Raw genomic sequence first — 25,360 nt, forward strand, 5'->3', positions numbered from 1 at the left:
TTAATCTAAATTTAAGTCTTTAATTTTTCTGTACAACGTTCTTTCAGAAATTCCCAACTCCTGCGCAGCAGCTTTACGTTTACCACGGTGCTTTTTTAGTGCTTTCTTGATCAGATCAGACTCTTTATCAACAAGCGATAAAGATTCCTCAACTTCTTGAGCATCCTGCAGATATTCATCTTGTGCAACAGGACTTTTTAATACATTTGTCGTATTTGCCGGAGAATGTATAGTTAGTGTTGGGGTCGTATTATAATTTTCTGGATCTGCTTTCAATTGTGGTTCAATCTCCTGATACAATTGATTAATGTAGGGAGAATTTTGATCAAATGTGCTAGAATCGACACCTTTCTGAATTAATTCAACCACCAGTTTTTTCAGATCAACCATATCCTTCTTCATATCAAATAAGACCTTATACAGCAAATCTCTTTCTGAGAAATCCTCTTTTCCACCATTATTTGAAGGAACTACCGCCGGCAAACTCGTTCGGGATTCATTGGGCAGATAATTTTGAAGTATATATGCATCAACAATGCGTTCTTTCTCCAAAACAGCGATTTGTTCCGCAACATTTTTCAGTTGACGCACGTTTCCGGGCCAGCTATAGTTGCGTAGCATATTCTGTGCATCTTCTGTCAATTGAACCCCAGGTGTACGGTATTTCTCAGAAAAGTCCACAATAAACTTGCGAAATAATAAGTTGATATCTTCAGGTCTTTCACGTAAAGACGGTACACGCAACGGCACAGTATTTAAGCGATAATAAAGATCTTCGCGAAATTTACCTTTTTGTACGGCTTCAAACACATTCACATTTGTCGCAGCAACCACCCGCACATTTGTCTTCTGTACCTTGGATGACCCTACCCGTATATACTCACCTGACTCCAATACACGTAATAATCTTGCTTGTGTACCCAAAGGCAACTCACCTACTTCATCCAGAAAGATTGTTCCACCATCAACGACTTCAAAATATCCCTTTCTGGCTTCGTGGGCACCCGTAAAAGAGCCTTTTTCGTGACCAAACAACTCGGAGTCAATGGTCCCCTCTGGTATAGCTCCACAATTGACCGCAATAAAAGGGCCATGCTTACGGGAGCTCAATTGATGGATAATATGCGAAAAAACTTCTTTACCACTCCCACTTTCACCCTGTATTAATACGGAGATATCAGTTGGAGCCACTTGTCGTGCAATATCAATAGCACGGTTCAACAAAGGCGAATTACCGATAATTCCAAATCTATTCTTTATATCTTGGTTATCCATAAATTTCCAGTTGGAAATAAAACAATCTAAGTTTTCTTAATCAACAATCTTTCCCAATAATGTCGCAGAAGTACATGACTCGATAAGTACATTCACATAGTCACCTTGTTTAAATCGAGGATCGATTGGAAATACCACCAATGCATTTTGATCATTACGACCACAAAAATCGAACTCAGACCTTTTTGAAAATCCCTCAACAAGCACTTTACAAACTTTGCCAACAAAATGTTGATAACGATATAAGCTATGATCGCGCTGTTTATTGATAACTTCTGTTAAACGACGTTTTTTCACCTCCTCCGGAATATCATCTGCATATCTTTTTGCAGCCAAAGTACCTGGCCTTTCTGAGTAAGCAAACATATAGGCGAAATCGTATTTGACATAATCCATCATAGACAATGTTTCTTGATGTTCCTCTTCTGTTTCAGTACAGAAACCTGTAATAACATCGGTAGAAATAGCACATTCAGGAATAATACGACGGATGGCATCCACACGTTCCATATACCATTCACGGTCATATGTACGGTTCATCAGTTCCAATACGCGGGAATTTCCAGATTGAACTGGTAAATGAATATAATTACAGATGTTTTCATGCGAAGCTATTGCATATAAAACTTCATCTGTAATATCTTTTGGATGGGAAGTAGAGAAGCGAATACGTAAAAGCGGGCTGATTTCAGCAACCATCGTAAGTAGAGACGCAAAAGTTACTGTCTCAGTTTGCTCTTCACCTTCGGTGACAGGAACGCTATATTTATACGAATCCACATTTTGCCCCAACAACGTAACCTCCTTATAGCCTGCATTGAAAAGATCTTGGGCCTCCTTCAGGATAGATTGTGGATCACGGCTACGTTCACGTCCGCGTGTGAAAGGAACAACACAGAAAGAACACATATTGTCGCAGCCACGCATAATCGAAATAAAAGCTGTTACGCCATTTGAATTCAAACGGACTGGATTAATATCGGCATACGTTTCCTCTCTAGATAACAAAACGTTTACAGCTTTAGCTCCATCGTCAACCTTATCAATCAAATTTGGTAGATCGCGATAAGCATCTGGCCCTACAACGACATCAACCAATTTTTCTTCCTCTAGGAATTTCGATTTCAAACGCTCCGCCATACACCCCAGCACACCAACGATCATTCCGGGATTTTTTGCTTTAGCAGCTTCAAATTCCTTTAGACGATTGCGCACACGCTGTTCTGCATTTTCGCGGATTGAACAGGTATTAATAAAAACCACATCAGCTTCCTGATAATTCTTAGTTGTTTCAAATCCCTTATCCAACAAAATAGAAGCAACAATCTCACTATCCGAAAAATTCATCTGGCAACCGTAACTTTCAATATACAGTTTGCGTCCATTACTTAAAATCGGATCCTGTTCTAATAATAATGCCTCACCCTGACGAGATTCGTCGTGTTCCTTAGTGGTATGTGTTAAATCTAGCATAGCTCGATATTCAATAGAATATAATTTTTATTATTTTCGATGGCGTAACCAATGCAATGACCGATCTTTTTGCTGATCTGATTTTATGCCCTTAGTTATTTCAAAGACTACAAAGTTAGAAATTTAAATCCATATAATGACAGTTTGGCAGACAGAAATATGGTTTATGCTTTGTCAAATTTCACAAAAAAAGCGTCGATTAAATCAACGCTTTCTTATGATTCAAGATCAATAGATTTGTTTCAGGAGAATATTCCTGAAAATGCTTACTGACCTGCTTGTTGTTTTGCTTCTTTCTTCATTTGATCACCTGCAACAATAACGATTTCAACACGACGGTTTTGAGCACGTCCTGCTTCCGTATCGTTACTTGCAATTGGTTCAGAGAAGTTTCTACCTTCAGTTCTAATACGCGAAGACGCTAAGCCTTTAGATACCGCAAATGCACGTACAGAATTTGCGCGGTCCAAAGACACTTTTTCATTTGCAGCCAACGTACCTACATTATCTGTGTGCCCGATAACCAAGATTTCAGTACCTTGTTCCTTGTTCAACGTTGCTACTAAATTTGCGATATTATCTTTAGCTGACGCTTTTAAATCTGATTTATTGAAGTCAAATAAAATACCTGAATCAAACTTAACCACGATACCTTCCGCAGATTGCGTAACTTCAGCTCCTTCAACAGTTTTAGAAATCTCAGCAGCTTGCTTATCCATTTTTTTACCGATCAATACACCCGCAGCTCCACCAATGGCAGCACCCGCTAATGTACCAATAGCCGTATTACCAGCTTTGCCACCGATCAATGCCCCTAAAGCACCTCCGGCAACACCACCGATTACTCCGCCTTTAGTCGTATTATTTGTATTTTGGATGGTAGAACAACTTCCAAATAACATAGCTGAGGTTGCAACTGTCAAACCTAATACAGCTAATTTTCTATTCATTTTCATATGTATGCTATCTAAGACTTTTAATATTCCAATTAAATACCGCTCTACTAAAATCAAACAAAGTGCCAAAAGATATATTTACCAACTTTTTTGTTACAAAACACTAAAAAAGGCTTTTGAAACTTCCAAAAATGACGTTGATACGCTACAAAATTTTAAATCACCTTTTCCTACTCTTACAAACAGCTAACAGTAACAAAAGCAAAATGTTTTTATTTTTCTTGGGTCTTTACTTCAATATCAGGTAAAAGAGCCCCTTTAGGCCTTCCCTTTGCATTAAAGTCGTCCATAGATTGTTGTACGTAATGCATCAAATCATACTGTCCCCAATGCTCAGCCAGATCAAAAGATGGACGGTAACGTATCATAAAAGCATCTAATTCTGTACTATCCAGCTTCGTCAGATTTTTAACGGCTTCACGAGAGAAAATACGATCAACTTGTAATTCATCCTTCTCTTTGTCCATAAATCGTCCAAAGCGTTTCGCATTCTTGGCTTCCCTTCCAAAAAGATTATAAAGGGCGGTTGCAGGACTACCCAGGTAAGTTCCAAACTTATTTTTACCCCCATTATAAACACCCTTTTTAGCGTAATTATTCATGGCATCATTTAATTCAGCCTCCTTCGTTTTTCGTTCAACGATGACGGTCTCCAATCGTATCCCTTCTTGCAATTCCACATAAAACTCATTCAGGTTGGTCAGCACGGTTTTAACAGGTGAATACCCGACTTTGGTAAAAGACAGGGAATCTCCTACCGATGCATCAATCGTAAAAACACCAAAAGAGTTGCTCAACGTTGATCTGTGCGTGCGCATATTAAGCACTACAGCATCTCCAATGCGATTACCGTTCCCCTTTTGCAGTACCATCCCCGAAACCTTCTGCAGTTGTTGCGCAGTAGCTCCGAAATAGGTAAATAACAGCAAAAAAAGCCCTAATATATGTATCTGTATTATTTTCATCCTATTATCTCTCTTCAATTACCCCAATTGGTTTCAGTGCGATTGTAATTATCAACAATTTCATTGGGTCAAACATTCAATTCCGTAAGGAACAGCCTATAATTTATTTCAATCTTATTAATTCCCAGCTACACCTAACCTACTTTGCTAAAAGTAGTAATAGTTTGACACTTGTATTGTTAAAAAAGTTTAAATATTCTTTGTTTATCATTTGTATGGATAAAAAACAAAATTAGCCCCTTCAGCAACTACAACAAACAAGCACATATAGTCTTTCGCAGGCTTATAGTTCTGAATAAAAGACGCTTTACGATCTTCTTGAATAATATCCATTTCTACAAACTCTTCCAATGTAGAGGCGTTTATGCTCCATTTCGTCTCCAATTCCTTGCGATCTAGTATCACTTCGCCAACGGAAACTTCATGCTGATGTGCGACAAAAATTGGGTAGTCAGAATAACCTTCTTCAACAATCTCCAGCGCTACTTCGCGGATTGATTCACTATAAAAATCGAGATCTACCTGCAGACTCTTTAATGGACTTTGCTCTGTAGACGGCGCATTTTCTTCTCTTGCAGATCCTGCAAACAAATCTTCTACTTCCATACTGTATGCTATTACTTCTTTAACTCCAATAAAACCACATTTTCAACGTGTTGGGTATGCGGGAACATATCTACTGGCTTGATGCGTTTCACTTCATATTTTTCGCCCAACAACACCAAATCGCGTGCCTGTGTAGCAGCATTACAACTGACATACACAATACGCGGAGATTCCATTTCTAACAAACGAGCTACAACGTCAGCGTGCATTCCTGCACGTGGTGGATCGGTAATCACCACATCTGGTTTACCGTGTTCGGCGATAAAGGAAGGGGTCAACACATCTTTCATATCTCCAGCATAGAACTTTGTATTCGTAATATCATTGATCGACGAATTGACTTTAGCGTCCTCAATGGCGGTAGGGACATACTCTACACCAACAACTTCTCTTGCCTTCTTAGCGACAAAGTTTGCAATTGTACCTGCTCCTGTATACAAGTCATATACCAACTCATCCCCCTTTAAATTGGCAAAGTCACGTGTGATTTTATACAGCTCATACGCTTGCGCAGAGTTTGTTTGATAGAACGACTTAGGCCCTACTTTGTAACGCAAACCCTCCATCTCCTCATAGATAAAATCACGACCGGCATACACATGAATATCCTGGTCGAAGATTGTATCATTGCGTTTCTGGTTTACGATATATAACAGAGAAGCGACTTGCGGAAACTTTTCTTTAACAAATTCCATCAACAACTCAACCTGTCCTTCTTCCGGATATGCAAACACAACGATCACCATCATCTCCCCGGTTGAAGAAATACGGATAATCAAATTGCGCAATACACCTGCGTGCTCACGCAGATCGTAGAACGTCATACCTTGACTAAGAGCAAAATCACGAATGCTATTACGAACTTCATTTGAAGGATCTTCTTGCAAAAAACAATGATCGATATCTAAAATCTTATCAAAACGTCCAGGCACGTGAAAACCCAGTGCGTTCATTTCTAATTGGGACGAATCTTCATCAACAGAAGTCAACCATTTTTTGTTTGAAAAAGTATATTCTAATTTATTTCTGTAATATTCTGTTTGCACAGAGCCTAAAATACTTTCCATCGCTGAAGTATCTACTTTCCCAATACGCGACAGCGCATTATCGACAGATTGTTGCTTAAATTTTAACTGAGCATCATAGGTCATATGCTGCCACTTACATCCACCACACACTCCAAAATGTGCACAAAACGGATCTACGCGATAAGATGAAGCCTCTTTTAAACTGGTTACCCGAGCTTCCGCAAAATTCTTTTTCTTGCGCATAAGCTCCACGTCAACAACATCACCAGGAACAGCTTTTTCTACAAACAAAACCAAATCTTCGGTTTTTCCAACACCTCTACCCTCTTCGGCAATATCAATGATGGCAATATCTTTCAAGAACTTTTTATCTTGCGGAATTCTTCTACTCATAGGGTGCAAAAATACAAATTTATACCGATTTTCCATCTGCATAAATTATTTATAGGCATTGATTATCACTGGTATAAACGGGTTCTTAACAGGCTCGTAACTTCGTAAAGGAAACAATGGGACAAAGGAATATGAGCAAAAGCAACTCCCCTACAAGAGAATCATAAGAAAAGAGAGCTATACTCAAAAGATGGCGCCGCGATTTGGGCAGAGATGAAAGGCTTAGGATAATTTTACTGAACTGTTGCCTGAACAAGATAAGGAAGGATCTCTTTCTGAAACGAAATAAAGTTTTTTCGTACATCGGCATCTGAGACGGCCGTAAAAGCAAAAGAAAACACAATGCTTTTACTGGACTTGATCAAAAAGGTCAGCTTTTCTTCGCTAATCGCTTCATTTATTTTTTCATTCTGAATGAATGTGCTTAGGAGCAAAAACTCCAAATCTTCAGAAAGCGTTTTTAAATATTCTTGTGCGTTCGCAGATTCCCGGATAAACTCCCAACCGATCAATTCATTGCAAGCCGTATAAGTCAGTCGGCTTACCCGCAAAATTGTTGAAGCCAAAAACGAAGCCATATCATCTTCATATTTGGTTGTTTTCAAAATATCCTGCAGACTCGCACGAAGATAATCCATGAGAATGGCATGCAAGATCATCTCTTTACTATCAAAATACTTGTACACCGTCGCCTTCGCAATCTTAGCTTTTTTTGCCAATGTGTTTACACTGGTTTTATGGTAGCCATTTTGACGAAAGAGCTCACGTGCTGTTCTTTTTATGGATTCAATAATATAATCTGGTTCCATATACGTTAGATCGTACGAATGTTGAAAGTCATCTACAAAGCTTAAAGACCAAAAAGCATCACATTATTCTCTTGCCTAGTTATCGTAGAGAATAATGTGATGCCACAATCTTTACAATGATTAATTTATATTAATTCAGTCTCAAATTGAGACAAGAAACGTGTGTCATTTTCTGAGAAAAGACGTAGGTCTTTAATCACATATTTAAGGTTTGTGATACGTTCTATTCCCATACCAAAAGCAAAACCCGAATATTTTTTACTATCGATACCACAGTTATCAAGCACGTTAGGATCGACCATACCGCAGCCTAAAATTTCTACCCAGCCAGAGTACTTACACAAGTTACACCCTGCCCCTTTACAGATTGTACAGGAGATATCCATTTCTGCCGAAGGTTCAGTGAAAGGAAAATAGGATGGACGGAAACGTACTTTGGTACCTTCGCCATACATCTCTTGAACAAAATGATATAAAGTTTGTTTCAAATCCGCAAAAGAAACATTTTCATCTACATATAAACCTTCTACTTGATGAAAGAAACAGTGTGCACGTGCTGATATAGCTTCATTTCTATAAACACGTCCAGGCATTATCGCACGAAACGGTGGTTTACCGGCTTCCATTAAACGCACCTGAACCGAAGAGGTATGCGTTCTCAATGTAATGTCATTACCTTCTTGTTTTTTGATAAAGAAAGTATCTTGCATATCACGCGCAGGATGTTCCGGCGGAAAATTCAACGCAGAAAAATTATGCCAGTCATCTTCAATTTCCGGCCCTTCTGACACAATAAAACCCAATTTCTTGAAAATTTCAACAATTTCTTTACGAACTAAAGAGATTGGATGTCTAGACCCTAGCTGAAAACCTTGACCAGGCAATGTTAAATCACTCGCTAATTCCTGGGATTTTTGCTTCTCACCAGACCCGAACTTTTCTTGTACTTCTTTGAATGTATTTTCTGCTAACTGCTTAAATTCATTCAACACTTTTCCCAAAGTACGTTTCTCTTCAGGCGTAACTGTTTTGAATTCATCAAAAAGATTTTTCACAATCCCTTTGGAAACCAAAAACTTCAATCTGAAATTTTCTACATCGGCTGAAGAAGTTGGCACAAATGCCTTAATCTCTTCAGTATACTGCGTAATTCTATCTTGCAACATAATTAGAGCAAACATAGCCAAAATTTCCGCTAAAAAGAAATTTTGAACTTCGACTGAGCATCATAAAAAAACACGCAACAGAAACAGCATACTCGCTTGGGAGAAAGCTATCAGATTTCAACCCCCAAAATACGAATAAAACAAAAGAGCAGGCATAGTTGCCTGCTCTTTTGTTTTTCGATGATTTTACTATATTTACTATACATGTAAAGTTTTTACATAATCTCAAATTCTTCCGCTTAAAATGGTAATGGATTATCCTCCTGATCATTCTCCGTAAAATCGACCTCCACTTCCTTATCTTCGACTTTTTGCGCTTGTGTGTTTGCTGTATTACCAGCACTTACACCAGCATTCGGCTCAAAATCCGATTTACGGCCTAAAAGCGTAAAGGTTTCGGCGACAACCTCTGTAGCATATCGTCTAATACCTTCCTTATCTTCATAAGTACGAGTCCGCAGCCGACCTTCAATATAAACTAACTTCCCCTTTGTTAGATATTTTACAGCCACGTCAGCCAGACCTCGCCACATAACAATATTGTGCCATTCGGTTTGTTCTACTCTTTTTCCGTCTTTGTTATACGTTTCTGATGTTGCCAATGGAAAACTGGCAACAGAGACATTGCCTTCTAAATAGCGAATTTCGGGATCTTTTCCAAGATGTCCCACTAAAATGACTTTGTTAACTCCTGACATAATTTAAAAGCATAAATGGTTAAAAATTTGACCTTTCCAAAAAGGTAAAGATCAACTTGTGTTTAGCTAATTTATCTAAATCTTTTAGAAATACATAATCCCAATTGGATTTTTTTTGAATTAGATCGCCTTTTAACCGCACCTCAAAAAATGTCGCATAAATATTCTGATGACTCAAGATATGTTTTGTCTGCTGCTGTAAAACATGCAGCTCTGCATCGGGACCGAAACAGGAAATAAACCACTCATCGCTAAGAACATCCGGAATTGACAAGCTGTAATTAGACTCCAAAAGTGGAAACTCATATAGATTCTGCCAAACGTCACCTTCACCGCGTTTAGACATCAGTATCCGATCGTTGTCCTTCAAGATAAAATAATTAAAGTATCTATCTTTGCTTGCCTTGGCTTTAAGCTTTACAGGCAATTGATCTACCTGGCCTTTAGATAACGCATAACAGGAAGGACGAAACATACAGAATTCACATAAAGGCAGCTTGGGCTTACAATGGGTAGCACCAAAATCCATAATCGCCTGATTATACAATGCCGGGTGTTTAGGATCAAGATTTTCTTTGGCTATAGCTGTAAAAATCTTCTTTCCTTCCGTAGAATTGATAGGTGTTTCTATGCCATAGTATCGCGCCAATACACGAAACACATTTCCATCCAATACCGCCTGGGCTTCATCGTTCGCAAAAGAGGATATCGCCGCAGCAGTATACTCTCCTATTCCAGGAAGCGTTATTAATGTTTGATAATCTACCGGAAAAACACCCTGATACTGATCGCGAACTATTCGCGCAGCCTTATGCATATTCCGGCCTCTAGAATAGTAACCCAGACCTTGCCAAAGATGAAGAATGTCATCTTCTTCTGCATTCGCAAATTCCACAACATTCTTAAATCGCTCGACAAAGCGTACATAATAGGGCAAGCCTTGTTCGACACGAGTCTGTTGCAGAATAATTTCAGAAAGCCATATTTTGTAGGCATCTTTTGTTTCTCGCCATGGTAGATCTCGCTTATGTTGTCGATACCATACTTGCAATTCCTCGCCAAATTTCATAGCGACAAAAATGCGTAATTTTTCGCTAATACCAACATTCCATCATTCGAGGATAGGTCTACGAATGTAGGTAATCTGTTCATCAGGTTCTAAAATCGTATTTTCCAATGTGATAAACCCCTTATATTTTTCCTTTAGCGCCTGATAGAGACGTCCATCATAAGAAACAGCAAATCGCCCATCGGCTTTGAGATAAACCGGCAAATGTCGATTGCCCACGTCGAAGCAGAACTCGCCCACAACAGATAGATTCTGACTATCCAACAATACACAAAGACAAGGTAAAATGTTGACCTGGATAAATAAATCACCGCGATGATAAATACACTGCCCTGAACGCAATGCGCTGCTATCATCACGCTGTATGCGCACTCGATTACCCTTTCTTGTTTTCCGCTGGATAACGCGCTTATTTACTTCATAATAGGAAAGATCCAAAATATCTGAATCGCGGCCCAGCTTCAATTTGTCAAAATCAGGGATAACATCAATCCATATCTCGTCGTGCAGGTTTCCCTTATGCATAGTTAGTTCCTTCCACCACTACAGCATCCACCAACTCCCGCTTACTTTTTCGACGAGGTTTTCTGTGTTCAATGACGGTGATTTCCTGCGCCTTCGATTTCTCATCTTCGGCTATAGCTTCAACTGTTGTGTCTTCCTTCTTTTCAGAAAGCTTATGTTGTGTAAAATCCCAACACAATTGCCCCAACATATGTAAAAAGTCATAAAGCAACTCTCCATCAGTACCCAAAGCACGTAGGATAACCACATCTTTTGAAGCCTGCGTAAAGCCGTAAGAGATGTCATTGTATTCAACAGTTAGGATTTCATCCAATTCATATTTTAATTCTTGCGCAAAAAGAGCCGAGAACACAAAAGTTGCCTGATGGGTGTATCCCTCAAAAAATAACATCTTCTGTATCGGCTGACTTTTGGGACGCAAAAGCTGATTGTCAATAAAGGACAGTTTACCTTGTCTAAAAATCTTGGTTTGGGTATGCAGGCTACCAAACTCAAAAGCTTCTTTCATGTGGATTCTTCCCACACTAATAATGTCCCCCCACATCAAAACTGCATCTTCAGCCAAGTGAATATGATTGCTTGCCTTAAAAATAGAATCCTTAAACGGGGTTACTGGATGTGGAATGTAATGAAACAGGCCTCCGGCATCCACATGCACGTCCGTATGTTGTCTTGCTCCGGTTTTCATAGGATGAAGCTTATTGAAAGACTGTGTAAAAAGTTTCAATTGTGCATCTTTTTTCACATGAACATCAATGTGCAAATAATCCGTATCCATAATACCAGGCGATGCACTCATGATGATCATTTCCAAATGATTGGTCAATCCTGACGCGCCATAATGCGTTAGTTTATAAGGTGCATTATGATAACTTTCCTTCAATCTACTTCTGCCGTCCTCTTTGGCAACATTTAATACGATTTTGCTATCCATATACGATAAATTTTAACCTACGGGCTCCAACAAAGCATACTTTTTGATCCATGATTTCACATCTTCTAAACCTTCTAAAGTCATTAAGTTTGTAAAAATAAATGGTCGTTCACCACGCATGCGGATTGTATCCTGACGCATAACTTCCAAGTCGGCATTTACATAAGGGGCAAGGTCTATTTTATTGATCAACAACAAATCCGAGCGCGTAATACCTGGCCCACCTTTACGCGGCATTTTCTCTCCTTCAGCAACATCGAGAACAAATATGGTCAAATCGGCTAGATCCGGACTAAAAGTCGCCGTCAGGTTATCGCCCCCACTTTCAACAAAAATCAGTTCCACATCCTCAAAACGATTCGCTAATTCTTCTACAGCTTCAATGTTCATCGAAGCATCTTCACGGATAGCCGTATGCGGACAACCTCCTGTTTCAACACCAATAATACGTTCAGCGGGCAGTGCCGAATTCTGTTGTAGATACATAGCGTCCTCACGCGTATAAATATCATTTGTTACGACACAGATACTATAATCTGCCGACATCGAACGTGTCAACCGTTCAATAAGTGCCGTCTTGCCAGAGCCCACAGGACCAGCAACACCAATTTTCACGTAATTTCTCTTAGACATCTTTTATTTCAGTTATTTTTACGAAATGTAAATTCTCGTGTATAATTTTTCATGTTGCATGCATCCAATATCCTGAGCGATACAACAATTTCCAATCAGATCATCATCCAGTTCGGGCTGTAATGCAACCAATTTATTAATCAAGGGCTGTAGTTTAAACAAAATCTGCTGTGCATCCATTTGGCTAATTGGAACCAGTTTGGCACAATTCGTCATAATACCATTCAAAGAATTATAATAAAAAGCACTCAGTGCGTCTGCATAACTAATTTCCTGCGCATGGGCAAACATGGCAAATGCCATCGCATAGTGACCATGCAATTCTTGCGCATTTATCGCCTTTAGATAAGCCGAACAACGCTTGACCGGTTTTAACTTTTCTGTCAATTTTAAAAACCGTATTCCCAATTTCTTACTGGCATCCCGAATCTCATAAGGGGCTTTGAAAGCGGTTATCAATGCATCCAGTTCAGCGATCTTTTTCCTAGTTGCTCTTGATTCACACAATTGCCAGGCCTTATGAAAAAAAGCGGCATCGTTGTAATAGAAACTATGCTCCAATAAAGTCTGTGCATATTCTTTTGCAGTTTTAGCATCATGTACAATCTCTTTATTGATATAAGTTTCCAAGCCATAGGAATGTGTGAAGCCTCCAATCGGAAATACAGAATCATTAATCTGCATTAATGTCAACAATGGATTCATATGTAATCGTTATTAATTAAGTATTAGAGTCCCTTGGCCAGGGTAATTTTGTGCTGGACTACGGCATACTGATGTATGCGTAACGTATGGGTTCTTTCAATCACCCGTAGTTCTTTCGTCGGCGTAAAACCTGCTCTTTCTAAGGTTTCCCAAAGGGGATTTTCATAGGCTGCAATAATTTCATGTGCAGCGTTGATGAAAACAGGGATATGTTTGTTGCCAATTTCGAGACATATCCGAGCCATATCCAAGAGGTTTTTAGGACGTACAACAAGGCAAGGACAGGGCAATATTCGAACAGCAATGCGCAGTTCCTTTGTTTCGAACAAAATATCACCGTCAAACAAGGATTCCGTCCCCAAATTTTTAAAGCCTATTTCACGGCCTTCAACAGTGAACCCTCGGATAATACGTCTTTCCGTATCAAACCATTCGAGTTCCAAAAAATCAAGTTCAACACCGTTCTGATCTGTGCTATCGGCCCAAATATTCCCCTTAATGTCTCTTGCTAACAACATAAATAACCAATTAGAATAAGAAGTACCGTTGGGCCATTGGAAGTTCCTTCAATGGTTCACAGGTCGCCAACACACCATCGACTGTTACTTCATAGGTTTCTGGATTAACGACGATATTTGGTGTTGCATGATTATGTACCATATCTTTTTTCATCACCGTACGACATCCCTCCACAGGCAGGCATTTACGTGACAAATTCAATTTTTGAATATTTCCGTTCTCCAAAGAAATTTTCGAAACGAAATTGAAGCATAGTTTTGAAACTGCTTTACCATAATTCCCAAACATTGGCCTATAAATGATTGGCTGTGGCGTCGGAATTGACGCATTGGCATCCCCCATTTTAGCGCCCAAAATCATACCGGCTTTGATGATCAACTCGGGTTTTACACCAAATAATTCTGGTTTCCAAAGGATCAAATCTGCATACTTTCCTTTTTCAATCGAACCAATATATTGGTCAATACCATGTGCTTTAGCAGGGTTGATTGTAAATTTAGACACATAACGTTTGACACGGAAGTTATCATTTTCTTTGCCTTGATCTTCAGCTAAAGGGCCGCGTTGGATTTTCATCTTATGGGCGGTTTGGAATGTACGGGAAATGACCTCTCCCACACGTCCCATCGCTTGGCTATCCGAGCTCATAATTGAAAATACGCCCATGTCTTGCAAAATATCCTCGGCAGCAATTGTCTGTGGACGGATACGTGAATCAGCAAATGCCACATCTTCTTTCACATTTTTATCCAAGTGATGGCAGACCATCAGCATGTCCAAGTGTTCTTCAGCAGTATTTACCGTAAAAGGTTTTGTTGGATTGGTAGATGCAGGGAGGATATTGGGATACATGGCGATCTTAATAATATCCGGAGCGTGTCCACCGCCGGCTCCTTCCGTGTGAAAAGTATGGATTACACGACCATCTATCGCAGCAACAGTATCTTCCAAGAAACCGGCCTCATTCAGTGTGTCGGTATGGATCGCAACTTGTACATCGTATTTATCAGCAACTTTCAATGCCGCATCAATTGTTGCCGGAGTCGCTCCCCAATCTTCATGGATTTTCACGCCCAGTGCACCAGCTTCAATTTGTTCTTCGATAGGTTTAGTGGTCGATACGTTACCTTTTCCGAAAAAACCAACATTGATAGGAAGGTTTTCAAAAGCTTCAAACATACGCTCGATATACCACTTTCCTGAAGTCACTGTCGTTGCCAGTGTTCCATCTGCAGGTCCCGCACCGCCACCAATAAAAGTAGTTACACCAGAATATAGCGCTGTTTCAATCTGTTGCGGCGAGATAAAGTGAATGTGCGTATCAATACCGCCTGCAGTTAGGATATAGCCCGCTCCCCCATGCACTTCCGTAGAAGCACCGATGATCATGCCTTCGGTTACACCATCCTGTACATCTGGGTTTCCAGCTTTACCAATACCTACAATTTTACCATCCTTAATACCGACATCGCCTTTTACAATACCCCAGTGATCAATGATAATGACATTAGTGATGCAAAAATCCAACACACCCTCATCACGCAAGGCACGAGCAGATTGCCCCATACCATCACGAATAGTTTTACCGCCACCAAATTTGTTCTCTTCTCCGTAAACATTGAAATCTTTTTCAATTTCAATAAAAAGCTCTGTATCTGCCAGACGAACCTTATCTCCAGTGGTCGGTCCAAAAAGAGCGGCATATTTGTCTCTCGGGATATAAAGTTCCCCATCAACATATTTTACAGATGATTTATCTAAACCTAGTTTATCTAAACCAAGCGCATGTAGACCAACAGTAGTACCCAAAGTAGTGAGCCCTACAACTTTAATCCATTCGCGTCTATTCCATCCTCCCATATTTATTTAGATTGTCTGAATTTCAATTTTTTCATTTTATCAATGGCTTTGGTCTTCACCGATTGATCTGTATACTTCCCATTTGTCAATCCATTAAAACCGTGGATTTCCTTACTTCCGCCAAATTCAACCAGAACAACTGATTTTTGTTCCCCTGGTTCAAAACGAACAGCGGTGCTGGCTGGAATATTCAAGCGCATCCCAAACGCTTTCTCCCTGTCGAAGGAAAGCAACTTGTTCGCTTCAAAGAAATGATAGTGTGAACCTACCTGAATCGGTCGATCACCTTCATTTTTCACAACAATGCTTGTGGTTCTGTGCCCAACATTAGCTTTGATTTCCTCTTTTTTTAAAATGTATTCTCCTGGAATCATATCATTCAATATTTATTAACGAATAGGATCATGGACAGTCACCAATTTAGTTCCGTCCGGAAAAGTAACTTCGATCTGTACATCATGGATCATCTCGGGGACTCCTTCCATGACTTGGCTCCTCTTCAATAAGGTAGTACCATAAGACATTAAGTCCGCCACAGACCTTCCGTCCCTAGCCTCCTCCATAATCTGGGCACTGATGTAAGCGATACACTCTGGATAATTTAATTTTACCCCGCGTTTCAATCGCTTAGCCGCCAATTCGCCGGCCAAATGCAACAACAGCTTTTCTGTTTCTCTCGGTGTTAAACGCATAAAAAAATAATTATTTGTTAATTTGTTAAAGGAATTATTATAAAACTGGAATGGTAAAATATGCCCCAAAGGCTAAGCGGTTGTACTGACTCTTGGCCATATCCATATAGCCCTTATAGTTTACGGTGTTACCAACGTAACCTAAATAAAACCGAAGATCCTGGTTGTGAAACGGCTTATGTTGCAAAGCCGCAAAATAGGTCCAGTTTTGGCGAAAATTCTTACCGAGTTGATTATCATCTCTCGATCCCGCGATCTCATACCCACCTTTCAAAGCAACCTCCCATTTTTTACTCAAAAATTGATCATAGCGCAATATGGCAGAGCTGTAGTTCACATCTTTGGCCAATACACGGTTCTCGCCAGTTCTACCATAAAATTCGTTGATCGCCGAAGATGCAATCATCGCATGATCGACAGCAAGATAAGAGTACTGTAAATCAAGATATAGCATCTGTTTTGCTGTTTTGAATTTATTCGCTAATGAAACGGCATGATTAGTATGTCCCTTTGCAAACTGAGAGATGTTGTAAGACCATTTCGTATTAAAACGCTTATCCATAAATGCACCCACCCAAGTGAAATAGGCTCCCATTGGTACACTAGAGCGTTCCAAATCACCTACAGCAAAACCATTTTTTGCATGAAGCTCCATAAAACTATCATTGGTCGTGTTGTAAGCTTGGGCATGTAACGAATGATTCGGGTTGACTTCATAAGATAACATTCCACCGACAACAAAGAGATTCAGTATACGGTCGACATAGTCTGTGAACTTATATTCGTAAATTGGGTTATTTTCAAATTCATAACTCCCGACCATCGCACTTTGCTTGCCGGCCGTAACGGACCATTTGAGATCCTTGCCAAACTTGTACTTGATCAATGCCATGTCCAAGGCTCTGGATCCATTATCCTGACTCGTTGGAGCAAATGACCGATTCAAGCGAAAACGTACTTTATACGACAGTCTATCATTGTATTCCCCGCTCATCAAAATACGGGCATCATCAAGGTTTGCTTTTGCTTGAGACGCCCCCTCCCCATTGTCCGTTTGCAGGCCTGCTCTTAACAGGACATCCAATTGAAATGATTTTGCTCTCGCGGGTTCTTTCAGTAACAAGCTGCTCCTTTGCGCCTGAACAGAGTCCGTTTGGATCTGCTCCTGCGCATGCAATGATGCTATGCCAATCCCCAGTGTTGTAAAAAGTGAAAGTGTTTTTTTCATCCTTATATTTTGTTCCTTTATGGTAACGAAGCAATCCCGCGGTTTCAAAACATAATTCGATTCGAAACAACAAGATAGATCCATGAGTTATACTTATCTCTGGTACAAGTATATCACAGCCACCTAAAAATGGAATAAGGATGAGATTAAAATGAAATTAGAGAGGAGTTTTTGGGATTGTAACAACGACCAAAGTGCCTTGACCTTCCGTTGAATTGAGGAACAATTCAGCACCATGGAGGTCAAAGATATTTTTGGCTAAAACAAGCCCCAAACCATTGCCATAGATGTCACCTACATTAGAAGCACGGTAAAAAGAGGTAAAAATATGTGGCTGGTCTTTTTTAGGAATACCTATCCCTTGGTCAAACACTTTTATCGTAATATTTTTGCTATCGCTACTTATGGCTACGCCAACCTGCAGTCCATTGCCGTACTTAAATGCATTTGAAATAATATTGCTAAAGGCAATAAAAAACAGATCCGGGTTCGCCAAAACCGTAAGTTCATCACTATCTTCTGGAATTTCTGTTAGATCAAAAGAAAGCTTGAGGTCCTTATGAATACTTTTTTCGGCTTTATAAATTTCATAGAGTAACTCGTCAATTCGAATAATTTCTTTATTGTCCACTTCCCCCTTGAAGCCCATGCGGGATAGTTGCAAAAGATTGTTGATAATCAACTCCATTTTATCCGCATATTTCGCGATAGTCTCCAGGGAATAGTAGGCTTCATGCTCTTTCGACAGGAGCTGTTGTGCCAATTCGGCTTCTCCCCCAATAATTGTAAGTGGGGTCTTTAGCGAATGAGAGGCATTTCCAATAAAACTCTGTTGCGACTGAACCGAGATATCCAATCGGCTAAGCATTGAATTTAAGTTCGCAATCAAAACACCCAATTCATCTTTGCTATTGCTAAATTTACTAAACAGGCGATGGTCTAAATGTGCGATATCAACTTTATCTAAATCATTGTTGATATCCTTAATGGGTTTCAATAATCGGTCAGCAAAGTAAAAAGACATCAGTACAATTAAAAAAATCGCCAAAATCCCACCTGTGATCAGGGTACGATCCAATTGACGCTGTTCATCATGGCCGTAATCATCAATACCTTCCGATACAACAATCAAATTTTCCTGGTGAAGATGATCCTGAAAGAATACCGCTACAAAGGCAGTCTTACCATGCATATATCTTCCCTTTCCATGACGAATTACATCGGCATAGAATGTTTTTGGCATAGGCAGCTCAGGCCTCAATTGAACTCGATCACTTCCCTTAACAACACGAATGAGATGGTCTGTTCCTTCAGATAATTGTTTCAGGTATTTACGTTTTACCTGAATATAAAGCGCCCTATTTTCATCCTTCTGATGGACGATATGATCTCCGACAATCACGGCGTTCTCTTCTAGCCGATGAAAAAATTTGGTCTGTAGACTGTCGTACGTGAAATAAGACACATAAATGGCAAAAATAACAAGCAGCAGGGTGCTGATGATAGAAAATAGGAGAACTATTTTGGTCCTAATTTTCATGACGGATTACATAGCCCATCCCAATCACTGTATGGATAAGTTTACGTGAAAATTGTTTATCGATCTTTTTCCGAAGGTAATTCACATACACGTCAACAACATTGGTACTTAAGTCGACATCCATACCCCATACTTCTTCTAGGATATCGATCCGACTTAATACCTTATTTCGGTTGAGCATTAAAAATTCAAGTAAACGAAATTCAGTAGCTGTGAGAATAATAGGAGAATTGGCACGTTGAACCGATTTACTGTCTCTATCCAATTGAAGATCGTCAAATACCAATATATTTTTCTGCTCGGTAATGGTTTTGGATTTGCGGCTGTAGCGACTGATTCGAGCTTTTAATTCCTCTAAACGGAACGGCTTTGTCAAGTAATCATCCGCATCCCTGTCAAAGGCCTCGACAATGTCCTCCGTTTGATTTAATGCCGTTAAGATAATAATTGGGACTTCGTTGTTGGACATCCGAATGTTTTTACAGACATCTAAGCCATTCATACCAGGCAACATCACATCCAATAGGATCAGGTCATAACGGTTCAATCCCGCCATTTTTAGACCAGTATAACCATCCATAGCAATACTAATATGATAGCCTTCTTCTTTTAAGCCTCTTTCGATCAATGATATGACGGATGGTTCATCCTCTATTAGTAATAGTTCCACAGGTATCTTTTTTAAACAGTAAAAAATTCGAGGTTTGTAAAATACAAAATTAACATTTCACCTTTTTCCAAAAAGCTACATTCCCTAATTATTTTCGCTTTTTCTTGACGATTATATGATAATAACCTATAAAACAAGTAAAAAATACATACACCCCCGCAAGACCGCTATCTCAACCGTCGTCCTTACAACGATTTACTTCACTTGATATAGAAATAGTCCACAACTTAAGGTCTCTACTCAAAAGATAGGACTATTTCGAGCACCTGAATCTGAAGCACAGACCAAAAATTAGATTTAAACAACCAAATACAATAATATCTATTTTTGAAAGAATTTCCACAAACAGCGAAAGATTATTTCAAAAATCAATCGAATTTCAATATTTTTGCAGCTTAAAATCACACAATGAAACAATTTATCCTTTGTTTACAGTTGGCGTTTTTACTCCTTATCGGACAAGGACACGCTCAGCAAAAGCTATATAAAATTTCATATCAATTTGCTGATCCTGAAACGGGAACAGATACCGCATCTTCAGAATTCATCAAAATATTGGCTGGAAATAATGAAGCATTAATGCAGGCCTTCATCACCAAAGACCAGATGCGAATTGAAAGTTTATTATTCGGAAAATCGATACAGATCAGCAATATCCACGAAGGCAGCTCTTTTCTACTGGATGAAATAAATAAAACCTATACTGCAACAGAGCTGGCCACCGGCAAACTCATTGAGACTGCCGTAAACGAGGGTGATAATTATGCCTATTCGGGAGATTTTGAGATCAGCTTAGTTCCCGATCAAAAGAAGATAATTGCAGGAATCACCTGCGAAAAAGCAACATTCAATCTAACAGGTAGCCAAGATCCACAAACGGAAATTACCGTTTGGTATGCACCAAAATTGCCAAAGTTATACTGGGGCACTTACGATTATCTCGAAAAAGTGCCCGGGGCAGCGCTCTATATCGGATCGGCCGGGCTCGGAATACAAGCGACCAAGGTGGAAGAAATAACATTCGACAAATCACTCTTTGAAATTCCGGCGGATTATGAAGAAGGTGAACCTATTGAAGAAGCTGTAGATTCCACGCTAAACGACCATTTATCTTGGTATCAAGATTCCAATACAGCATATTTTGGTGTACAGGACAGCTTAGGAAACAAATTAACACCAGCAAAGTATACGGCAATATATAGCTATGTAGGAGACTATGCCATCGTAACTGATGCAGCACAAATGTTTGGCTTAATAGACATACACGGCAAAGAAGTTATTCCATGTCAATATGAATCGCTCAGTTTAGAAACCGAAGGCGGTCCAGTAGTTTATATGAGAGATCTTAAGTATGGCCTGTTGGATACAAACGGTAAAATATTGCTGCAGGCCAAATATGACTTTATTTCAGTTCCTAGCCCAGAATATGCACTTTTTACGGAAGGAGAACATACGGGTATCATGGATCAAAAAGGCGCTGTTTTACTTCCTGCCAAATATGAAACCATTTCGGATTATCGCGATAACCTCGCGTTAATTTTAGTCAACCAATCCTACCAGCTTATTAATAAAACTGGGCATAATCAACTTAAAACGGATTATGAGTTCCTATCGTTTGCGGGTGAAAGACTTCTACTGGCATTTAATGACAATAAATATGGGTACATTGATTACACAGGAAAAGTCGTTGTTCCATTTAAATTACAAAATGCCCAAGCTTTTGAAAACGGGCTAGCGCTTGTAACGGAGGATCTAGAGAATTTTTACTATATTGACGCAAAAGGGAAGTTTATCAAGAAATATGAAGAGTAATCCACAGACATTCCACTTGTCGACGTTGCATCGTGGAAAATACATGTTAATCTTGCTGATTTCAATCTTTTTGATCGGAATGGGAATGTCTAAAGTTCCCATACAGGAAATTCTCAAGATTATTATTGCTCTTTTAATGATTCCTTTAGCACTGTATCTGGCCATAAAGTCTTCGACTTTGTCATCGACTTGGGTCTTGGATGAAAATACACTTCAGATAAGTAACGCTAAAAAAACAATCGTTTTCCCTTTGAATAATATTTCTCATATCAGGAATCTCAAACGTTCCGGCGGAAACCTGATCATTATCAACCAAAACAAAGGTCCAGCCTTCCGTACCTGGCGCAACAAATTATTTCAAAAGGAAGATGATCTTCCCCTGCTAACGGAAGCCCTAAAGGACGCTGACATCGAATATTACGACCTATAAATTCTTTCTTCCTTCGGTAACATTTGTTACAGGCTTTTGCAAAGGCAGTATGTACCTTTGTAACATCACTTAAGAACATTGTTATGCTATTGGAATACATCAAACAACCATGGCCCTGGTATATTTCAGGACCTTTAATTGCACTGGTCATGTACCTGCTGCTCAAACAGGGAAAGGATTTTGGCATGTCCAATAATCTGCGCACCATGTGTACTGTATTAGGTGCCGGAAAAACTTCCTCTTTTTTCAGATTCGATTGGAAGACCCAGTCCTGGAATTTATTGGTGGTACTTGGGACAGCTATTGGCGGTTTTATTGCACATAATTTTCTGAGCGATGGCACTGCAAGCCAGATTAATTCCAAAAGTGTTGCCGACTTAAAAGAGCTGGGTATTATCGACCATCTACAAGGCTACCTTCCTGAATCCATTTTCGTTTTCGACGGATCTTTGTTTCAGTTTCTACTTTTAAGTATTGGCGGTGTATTGATTGGATTTGGAACACGCTATGCTGGTGGATGTTCATCAGGCCATGCTATTTCTGGACTTAGCAATTTTCAGCTTCCTTCTTTGATCGCCGTTATAGGTTTCTTCCTAGGTGGGATCATTATGGTTCATTTTTTATTCCCGCTAATTTTCGCATAAATGAAAGCACTAAAATTTATTTTCATCGGTATATTGTTTGGAATCATCTTATACAAATCGGAAGCCGCATCATGGTATAGAATCTACGAAATGTTTCAATTTCGTTCCTTTCATATGTATGGGATTATCGGTACAGCACTGACCACAGCAATTATAATCGTACAAATCATCAAGAGAAAGCAAATTAAAGATAGTAACGGGATGCAAATAGCATTCCATGATAAAGACAAAAGTATTACACGATACCTGCTCGGGGGAACAATCTTTGGCTTAGGCTGGGCATTGACAGGCGCTTGTCCGGGACCAATGTTTGCCCTAATCGGTGCTGGTTATTGGACTCTAGGAATCGTCCTTCTTTTCGCTTTGTTGGGTACTTGGCTTTATGGTGTCTTGCGCAATAAGTTGCCGCACTAGTTTTAACTAGCTACTTTACAGTAAATTAATCACATATCCGAAATCTGACTGACGCCTGTACCACTAGTTAAAATTTTAGAAAAAGAAAATGGAATTAATATTTATAGCTGGTTTTATATTAGCTGTTCTGGTTGGTCTATCAATGGGTTTGATGGGTAGCGGCGGAAGTATTCTAACATTGCCAATATTTGTTTATATTTTTCATATAGAACCTCAATATGCATTGGACTATTCGCTGTTTTCTATAGGAATATTAGCCTTGGTCGGATCAATTTCTCCATTGCAAAAAAGAGAAATTGACCTGAAAACTACGGCCATTTTTCTCTTTCCATCGCTAATTTCGGTCTATTTGACCAAGCGTTATCTCCTTGTAGCCATACCAGAGTCATTCCACCTTGGCGAGATAGCGATCTCCAGAAACCATATCATTATGCTCCTTTTCTCGATTGTGATTCTGATTTCTGCGACAGCAATGGTACGAAGACGCAAACAGGTTCAGCACGATCGATTCAGAGGTGGAATTGGCCAGATTTTCAACGTTGTCCTCGTCGGATTGCTCGTCGGTATCATGACTGGCCTAGTGGGTGCAGGAGGAGGCTTTATCATTGTGCCGGCCCTCGTATTACTCTTAGGAATTCCACTTAAGCAGGCCATTGCCACCTCGTTGTTTATCATCGGTTTAAACGCCTCATTCGGTTTGATCGCGAATTATCAGTTCCTGGAACATATGAATTGGTTTATATTGGTTACCTTTACGTTAATCACTTTAATAGGCCTCCAAATTGGTTCCAAATGGAAAGACAAATTAGATGCGGCAAAATTGAAAGGTATTTTTGGGTACTTTTTAATTAGTATCGGCATCCTAATCTTTGCTTTCGAATTCATTCAATTTGTAAATTATTAAAATCACACGTTATGTTTTTTCAACACATTTTTGAGTCATCTTTAGCACATTCGAGTTATATCATTGGTTGTCAAGCCAAGGGTGTAGCGCTAGTCATTGACCCTAAAAGAGATGTAGACAGCTATCTTGAGATTGCACAAAAGAATAATCTGACCATAACCCATATTGCGGAAACGCATATACATGCCGACTACCTTTCAGGTACGCTAGAATTAGCCGCATTGACAGGCGCCCAACCTTATCTTTCCGATGAAGGTGGAGAAGATTGGCAATATGAATTTCCACATATTGGATTAAAACATGGAGATCAATTTCAAGTTGGAAATCTGATTTTCCAAGTTATCCATACCCCTGGACATACGCCCGAGAGTATCAGTTTTATATTGATTGATACGCCTGCAACCATGGAGCCTGTCATGATATTTACAGGTGATTTTGTATTTGTTGGAGATATCGGACGCCCAGATCTGTTAGAAAATGCAGCGGGAATGATCGGAACCAAGGAAATTGGAGCCCACCAAATGTACCGATCGTTGCAACATTTCTTGGCTCTACCTGATCATATTCAAGTATGGCCCGCACACGGGGCCGGATCCGCTTGTGGAAAGGCGCTAGGCGCCGTTCCGAGTTCAACAGTTGGTTATGAAAAAATACGAAACTGGGCGCTTCAATACCAAAACAACGAAACAGCCTTCGTGGAAGAGCTATTATCAGGACAGCCCGAACCGCCACGCTATTTTGCCATGATGAAAAAACTCAACAAAATAGCACGGCCTTTGCAAACGGCAGTTCCTCAGTACAACAAGTTAACGAACGAAACTTTTCTGAGTTTATACCACAAAGGAACAACTATCATTGATACACGCCATAAGTTTGAGTTTGCCAAAGGGTATCTCCCCAATAGCATCAATATTCAGAATAACAAAACGTTTAATACCTGGGCTGGTTGGATCCTTAATTACACGGATCCTTTTATACTCATTGTAGAGGAAAGCCAATTGGACGACATTGCCCGCAAGCTTATGCGCATTGGATTGGATCATGTCGCTGGATATGTTACACCTGATACGATTCCTCATTTGGGGATTCCATTGGAACATCAGCAACTCATCGGTTTCGAAGAGATGAATAGTGTATTGGGCAAATCCGATATCCAAATACTTGATGTGCGCAATGCCAGTGAGTTTTCAGAGGGCCATTTACCGCATGCGACTCATATCTTTGTTGGTACAATTGCAGACAATCTTAACCAAATTGATCGAAGTAAACAGCTGTACCTGCATTGTCAGTCCGGAGACCGAGCAACCATAGCGGCATCCATATTGGCGAAAAATGGTATTAAGGACGTCAAAATTTATAGTCCTTCCATCAATGAATGGAAATTAAAGGGTGGAACATTGGTACAATAACAT

General features: G+C 39.6%; 26 protein-coding genes and 1 pseudogene. 6 read left to right on the forward strand and 21 right to left on the reverse strand.

Translation table 11 applies throughout. The features are described 5' to 3' along the window. The 21 genes and pseudogenes from M2419_RS22335 to M2419_RS22435 all read right to left on the reverse strand — a co-directional run bounded on the left by M2419_RS22335 (position 1) and on the right by M2419_RS22435 (position 19,744). Positions 1-1,275, reverse strand: a complete 1,275-nt coding sequence (locus M2419_RS22335; protein WP_153844884.1) for a sigma-54-dependent Fis family transcriptional regulator — start codon at positions 1,273-1,275, stop codon at positions 1-3. A gap of 36 nt (positions 1,276-1,311) precedes the next feature. Then, positions 1,312-2,748, reverse strand: coding sequence for a tRNA (N6-isopentenyl adenosine(37)-C2)-methylthiotransferase MiaB (miaB, locus tag M2419_RS22340; protein WP_153844883.1), 1,437 nt, complete (start codon positions 2,746-2,748; stop codon positions 1,312-1,314). Positions 2,749-3,014: 266 nt separating this feature from the next. Further along, the gene (locus tag M2419_RS22345; RefSeq protein ID WP_394353570.1) at positions 3,015-3,698 is read right to left on the reverse strand and encodes an OmpA family protein; all 684 of its coding nucleotides are present in this window, start codon (positions 3,696-3,698) and stop codon (positions 3,015-3,017) included. A gap of 218 nt (positions 3,699-3,916) precedes the next feature. Beyond that, on the reverse strand, positions 3,917-4,669 hold the full coding sequence (locus tag M2419_RS22350) for a hypothetical protein (RefSeq protein WP_153844882.1): 753 nt from the start codon (positions 4,667-4,669) through the stop codon (positions 3,917-3,919). Positions 4,670-4,876: 207 nt separating this feature from the next. After that, a complete protein-coding gene (locus M2419_RS22355; RefSeq protein ID WP_182330336.1) occupies positions 4,877-5,275 on the reverse strand; it encodes a hypothetical protein in 399 nt (132 codons plus the stop codon). Positions 5,276-5,286: 11 nt separating this feature from the next. Beyond that, on the reverse strand, positions 5,287-6,696 hold the full coding sequence (gene rlmD / locus M2419_RS22360; protein WP_153844881.1) for a 23S rRNA (uracil(1939)-C(5))-methyltransferase RlmD: 1,410 nt from the start codon (positions 6,694-6,696) through the stop codon (positions 5,287-5,289). Between the two features lie 233 nt (positions 6,697-6,929). Further along, positions 6,930-7,505, reverse strand: a complete 576-nt coding sequence (locus M2419_RS22365; protein WP_046674798.1) for a TetR/AcrR family transcriptional regulator — start codon at positions 7,503-7,505, stop codon at positions 6,930-6,932. A 125-nt stretch (positions 7,506-7,630) separates the two neighbouring features. Beyond that, complete coding sequence (pheS, locus tag M2419_RS22370; protein WP_088160021.1) at positions 7,631-8,671, reverse strand: phenylalanine--tRNA ligase subunit alpha; 1,041 nt, start codon at positions 8,669-8,671, stop codon at positions 7,631-7,633. A gap of 239 nt (positions 8,672-8,910) precedes the next feature. Beyond that, positions 8,911-9,369, reverse strand: coding sequence for a single-stranded DNA-binding protein (locus tag M2419_RS22375; RefSeq protein WP_046674796.1), 459 nt, complete (start codon positions 9,367-9,369; stop codon positions 8,911-8,913). Between the two features lie 19 nt (positions 9,370-9,388). Then, a complete protein-coding gene (mutY, locus tag M2419_RS22380; RefSeq protein ID WP_088160020.1) occupies positions 9,389-10,438 on the reverse strand; it encodes an A/G-specific adenine glycosylase in 1,050 nt (349 codons plus the stop codon). Positions 10,439-10,480: 42 nt separating this feature from the next. Further along, positions 10,481-10,963, reverse strand: coding sequence for an urease accessory protein UreE (locus tag M2419_RS22385; RefSeq protein ID WP_088160019.1), 483 nt, complete (start codon positions 10,961-10,963; stop codon positions 10,481-10,483). Next, the gene (locus M2419_RS22390) at positions 10,956-11,897 is read right to left on the reverse strand and encodes an urease accessory protein UreD (RefSeq protein ID WP_088160018.1); all 942 of its coding nucleotides are present in this window, start codon (positions 11,895-11,897) and stop codon (positions 10,956-10,958) included. The genes M2419_RS22385 and M2419_RS22390 overlap by 8 nt, the downstream gene beginning before the upstream one ends. 12 nt (positions 11,898-11,909) lie before the next feature. Further along, the gene (gene ureG / locus M2419_RS22395) at positions 11,910-12,530 is read right to left on the reverse strand and encodes an urease accessory protein UreG (RefSeq protein WP_088160017.1); all 621 of its coding nucleotides are present in this window, start codon (positions 12,528-12,530) and stop codon (positions 11,910-11,912) included. Between the two features lie 18 nt (positions 12,531-12,548). Further along, positions 12,549-13,235: an urease accessory protein UreF gene (locus M2419_RS22400; protein ID WP_088160016.1), complete on the reverse strand. Its 687-nt coding sequence runs from the start codon at positions 13,233-13,235 to the stop codon at positions 12,549-12,551. A 23-nt stretch (positions 13,236-13,258) separates the two neighbouring features. Then, complete coding sequence (locus tag M2419_RS22405) at positions 13,259-13,753, reverse strand: urease accessory protein UreE (RefSeq protein ID WP_088160015.1); 495 nt, start codon at positions 13,751-13,753, stop codon at positions 13,259-13,261. A gap of 10 nt (positions 13,754-13,763) precedes the next feature. Next, positions 13,764-15,614: an urease subunit alpha gene (ureC, locus tag M2419_RS22410; RefSeq protein ID WP_259255630.1), complete on the reverse strand. Its 1,851-nt coding sequence runs from the start codon at positions 15,612-15,614 to the stop codon at positions 13,764-13,766. Between the two features lie 77 nt (positions 15,615-15,691). Beyond that, positions 15,692-15,988, reverse strand: a pseudogene (gene ureB, locus M2419_RS22415) (urease subunit beta); the annotation flags it as partial. Between the two features lie 15 nt (positions 15,989-16,003). Further along, entirely contained in the window at positions 16,004-16,306 is a 303-nt protein-coding gene (ureA, locus tag M2419_RS22420; RefSeq protein WP_046674789.1) for an urease subunit gamma, read from the reverse strand. A gap of 37 nt (positions 16,307-16,343) precedes the next feature. Continuing rightward, positions 16,344-17,534, reverse strand: coding sequence for a porin (locus tag M2419_RS22425; RefSeq protein WP_088160013.1), 1,191 nt, complete (start codon positions 17,532-17,534; stop codon positions 16,344-16,346). A 157-nt stretch (positions 17,535-17,691) separates the two neighbouring features. Then, positions 17,692-19,074 carry a cell wall metabolism sensor histidine kinase WalK gene (locus M2419_RS22430; RefSeq protein WP_088160012.1) on the reverse strand — a complete coding sequence of 461 codons (1,383 nt, stop codon included), beginning with the start codon at positions 19,072-19,074 and terminating at the stop codon, positions 17,692-17,694. After that, the gene (locus tag M2419_RS22435) at positions 19,064-19,744 is read right to left on the reverse strand and encodes a response regulator transcription factor (RefSeq protein ID WP_088160011.1); all 681 of its coding nucleotides are present in this window, start codon (positions 19,742-19,744) and stop codon (positions 19,064-19,066) included. Before M2419_RS22435 ends, M2419_RS22430 begins: the two co-directional genes overlap by 11 nt. Positions 19,745-20,152: 408 nt before the next feature. Between M2419_RS22435 and M2419_RS22440 the strand changes: the two genes are divergently transcribed. From M2419_RS22440 to M2419_RS22465, 6 genes are all read left to right on the forward strand, one after another. Then, positions 20,153-21,556, forward strand: coding sequence for a WG repeat-containing protein (locus M2419_RS22440; RefSeq protein ID WP_259255631.1), 1,404 nt, complete (start codon positions 20,153-20,155; stop codon positions 21,554-21,556). Next, positions 21,546-21,986: a hypothetical protein gene (locus M2419_RS22445; protein ID WP_083663466.1), complete on the forward strand. Its 441-nt coding sequence runs from the start codon at positions 21,546-21,548 to the stop codon at positions 21,984-21,986. Before M2419_RS22440 ends, M2419_RS22445 begins: the two co-directional genes overlap by 11 nt. Before the next feature lie 83 nt (positions 21,987-22,069). Next, entirely contained in the window at positions 22,070-22,630 is a 561-nt protein-coding gene (locus tag M2419_RS22450) for a YeeE/YedE family protein (protein WP_220801666.1), read from the forward strand. Next, positions 22,631-23,044 carry a YeeE/YedE family protein gene (locus tag M2419_RS22455; RefSeq protein WP_259255633.1) on the forward strand — a complete coding sequence of 138 codons (414 nt, stop codon included), beginning with the start codon at positions 22,631-22,633 and terminating at the stop codon, positions 23,042-23,044. Between the two features lie 88 nt (positions 23,045-23,132). Beyond that, positions 23,133-23,948: a sulfite exporter TauE/SafE family protein gene (locus M2419_RS22460; RefSeq protein WP_259255634.1), complete on the forward strand. Its 816-nt coding sequence runs from the start codon at positions 23,133-23,135 to the stop codon at positions 23,946-23,948. An 11-nt stretch (positions 23,949-23,959) separates the two neighbouring features. Further along, positions 23,960-25,357: a rhodanese-like domain-containing protein gene (locus M2419_RS22465; RefSeq protein ID WP_259255635.1), complete on the forward strand. Its 1,398-nt coding sequence runs from the start codon at positions 23,960-23,962 to the stop codon at positions 25,355-25,357. The last annotated feature ends 3 nt before the right edge of the window (positions 25,358-25,360 follow it).

Source organism: Sphingobacterium sp. BIGb0116 (genome assembly GCF_024808035.1).
Taxonomy (GTDB): domain Bacteria; phylum Bacteroidota; class Bacteroidia; order Sphingobacteriales; family Sphingobacteriaceae; genus Sphingobacterium; species Sphingobacterium paramultivorum.

Bases quoted from the DNA above. Each gene is read 5' to 3' on its own strand.
- M2419_RS22335 (WP_153844884.1), bottom strand. From the start codon at position 1,275: ATGGATAACCAAGATATAAAGAATAGATTTGGAATTATCGGTAATTCG.
- miaB (WP_153844883.1), bottom strand. From the start codon at position 2,748: ATGCTAGATTTAACACATACCACTAAGGAACACGACGAATCTCGTCAG.
- M2419_RS22345 (WP_394353570.1), bottom strand. From the start codon at position 3,698: ATGAATAGAAAATTAGCTGTATTAGGTTTGACAGTTGCAACCTCAGCT.
- M2419_RS22350 (WP_153844882.1), bottom strand. From the start codon at position 4,669: ATGAAAATAATACAGATACATATATTAGGGCTTTTTTTGCTGTTATTT.
- M2419_RS22355 (WP_182330336.1), bottom strand. From the start codon at position 5,275: ATGGAAGTAGAAGATTTGTTTGCAGGATCTGCAAGAGAAGAAAATGCG.
- rlmD (WP_153844881.1), bottom strand. From the start codon at position 6,696: ATGAGTAGAAGAATTCCGCAAGATAAAAAGTTCTTGAAAGATATTGCC.
- M2419_RS22365 (WP_046674798.1), bottom strand. From the start codon at position 7,505: ATGGAACCAGATTATATTATTGAATCCATAAAAAGAACAGCACGTGAG.
- pheS (WP_088160021.1), bottom strand. From the start codon at position 8,671: ATGTTGCAAGATAGAATTACGCAGTATACTGAAGAGATTAAGGCATTT.
- M2419_RS22375 (WP_046674796.1), bottom strand. From the start codon at position 9,369: ATGTCAGGAGTTAACAAAGTCATTTTAGTGGGACATCTTGGAAAAGAT.
- mutY (WP_088160020.1), bottom strand. From the start codon at position 10,438: ATGAAATTTGGCGAGGAATTGCAAGTATGGTATCGACAACATAAGCGA.
- M2419_RS22385 (WP_088160019.1), bottom strand. From the start codon at position 10,963: ATGCATAAGGGAAACCTGCACGACGAGATATGGATTGATGTTATCCCT.
- M2419_RS22390 (WP_088160018.1), bottom strand. From the start codon at position 11,897: ATGGATAGCAAAATCGTATTAAATGTTGCCAAAGAGGACGGCAGAAGT.
- ureG (WP_088160017.1), bottom strand. From the start codon at position 12,530: ATGTCTAAGAGAAATTACGTGAAAATTGGTGTTGCTGGTCCTGTGGGC.
- M2419_RS22400 (WP_088160016.1), bottom strand. From the start codon at position 13,235: ATGAATCCATTGTTGACATTAATGCAGATTAATGATTCTGTATTTCCG.
- M2419_RS22405 (WP_088160015.1), bottom strand. From the start codon at position 13,753: ATGTTGTTAGCAAGAGACATTAAGGGGAATATTTGGGCCGATAGCACA.
- ureC (WP_259255630.1), bottom strand. From the start codon at position 15,614: ATGGGAGGATGGAATAGACGCGAATGGATTAAAGTTGTAGGGCTCACT.
- ureA (WP_046674789.1), bottom strand. From the start codon at position 16,306: ATGCGTTTAACACCGAGAGAAACAGAAAAGCTGTTGTTGCATTTGGCC.
- M2419_RS22425 (WP_088160013.1), bottom strand. From the start codon at position 17,534: ATGAAAAAAACACTTTCACTTTTTACAACACTGGGGATTGGCATAGCA.
- M2419_RS22430 (WP_088160012.1), bottom strand. From the start codon at position 19,074: ATGAAAATTAGGACCAAAATAGTTCTCCTATTTTCTATCATCAGCACC.
- M2419_RS22440 (WP_259255631.1), top strand. From the start codon at position 20,153: ATGAAACAATTTATCCTTTGTTTACAGTTGGCGTTTTTACTCCTTATC.
- M2419_RS22445 (WP_083663466.1), top strand. From the start codon at position 21,546: ATGAAGAGTAATCCACAGACATTCCACTTGTCGACGTTGCATCGTGGA.
- M2419_RS22450 (WP_220801666.1), top strand. From the start codon at position 22,070: ATGCTATTGGAATACATCAAACAACCATGGCCCTGGTATATTTCAGGA.
- M2419_RS22455 (WP_259255633.1), top strand. From the start codon at position 22,631: ATGAAAGCACTAAAATTTATTTTCATCGGTATATTGTTTGGAATCATC.
- M2419_RS22460 (WP_259255634.1), top strand. From the start codon at position 23,133: ATGGAATTAATATTTATAGCTGGTTTTATATTAGCTGTTCTGGTTGGT.
- M2419_RS22465 (WP_259255635.1), top strand. From the start codon at position 23,960: ATGTTTTTTCAACACATTTTTGAGTCATCTTTAGCACATTCGAGTTAT.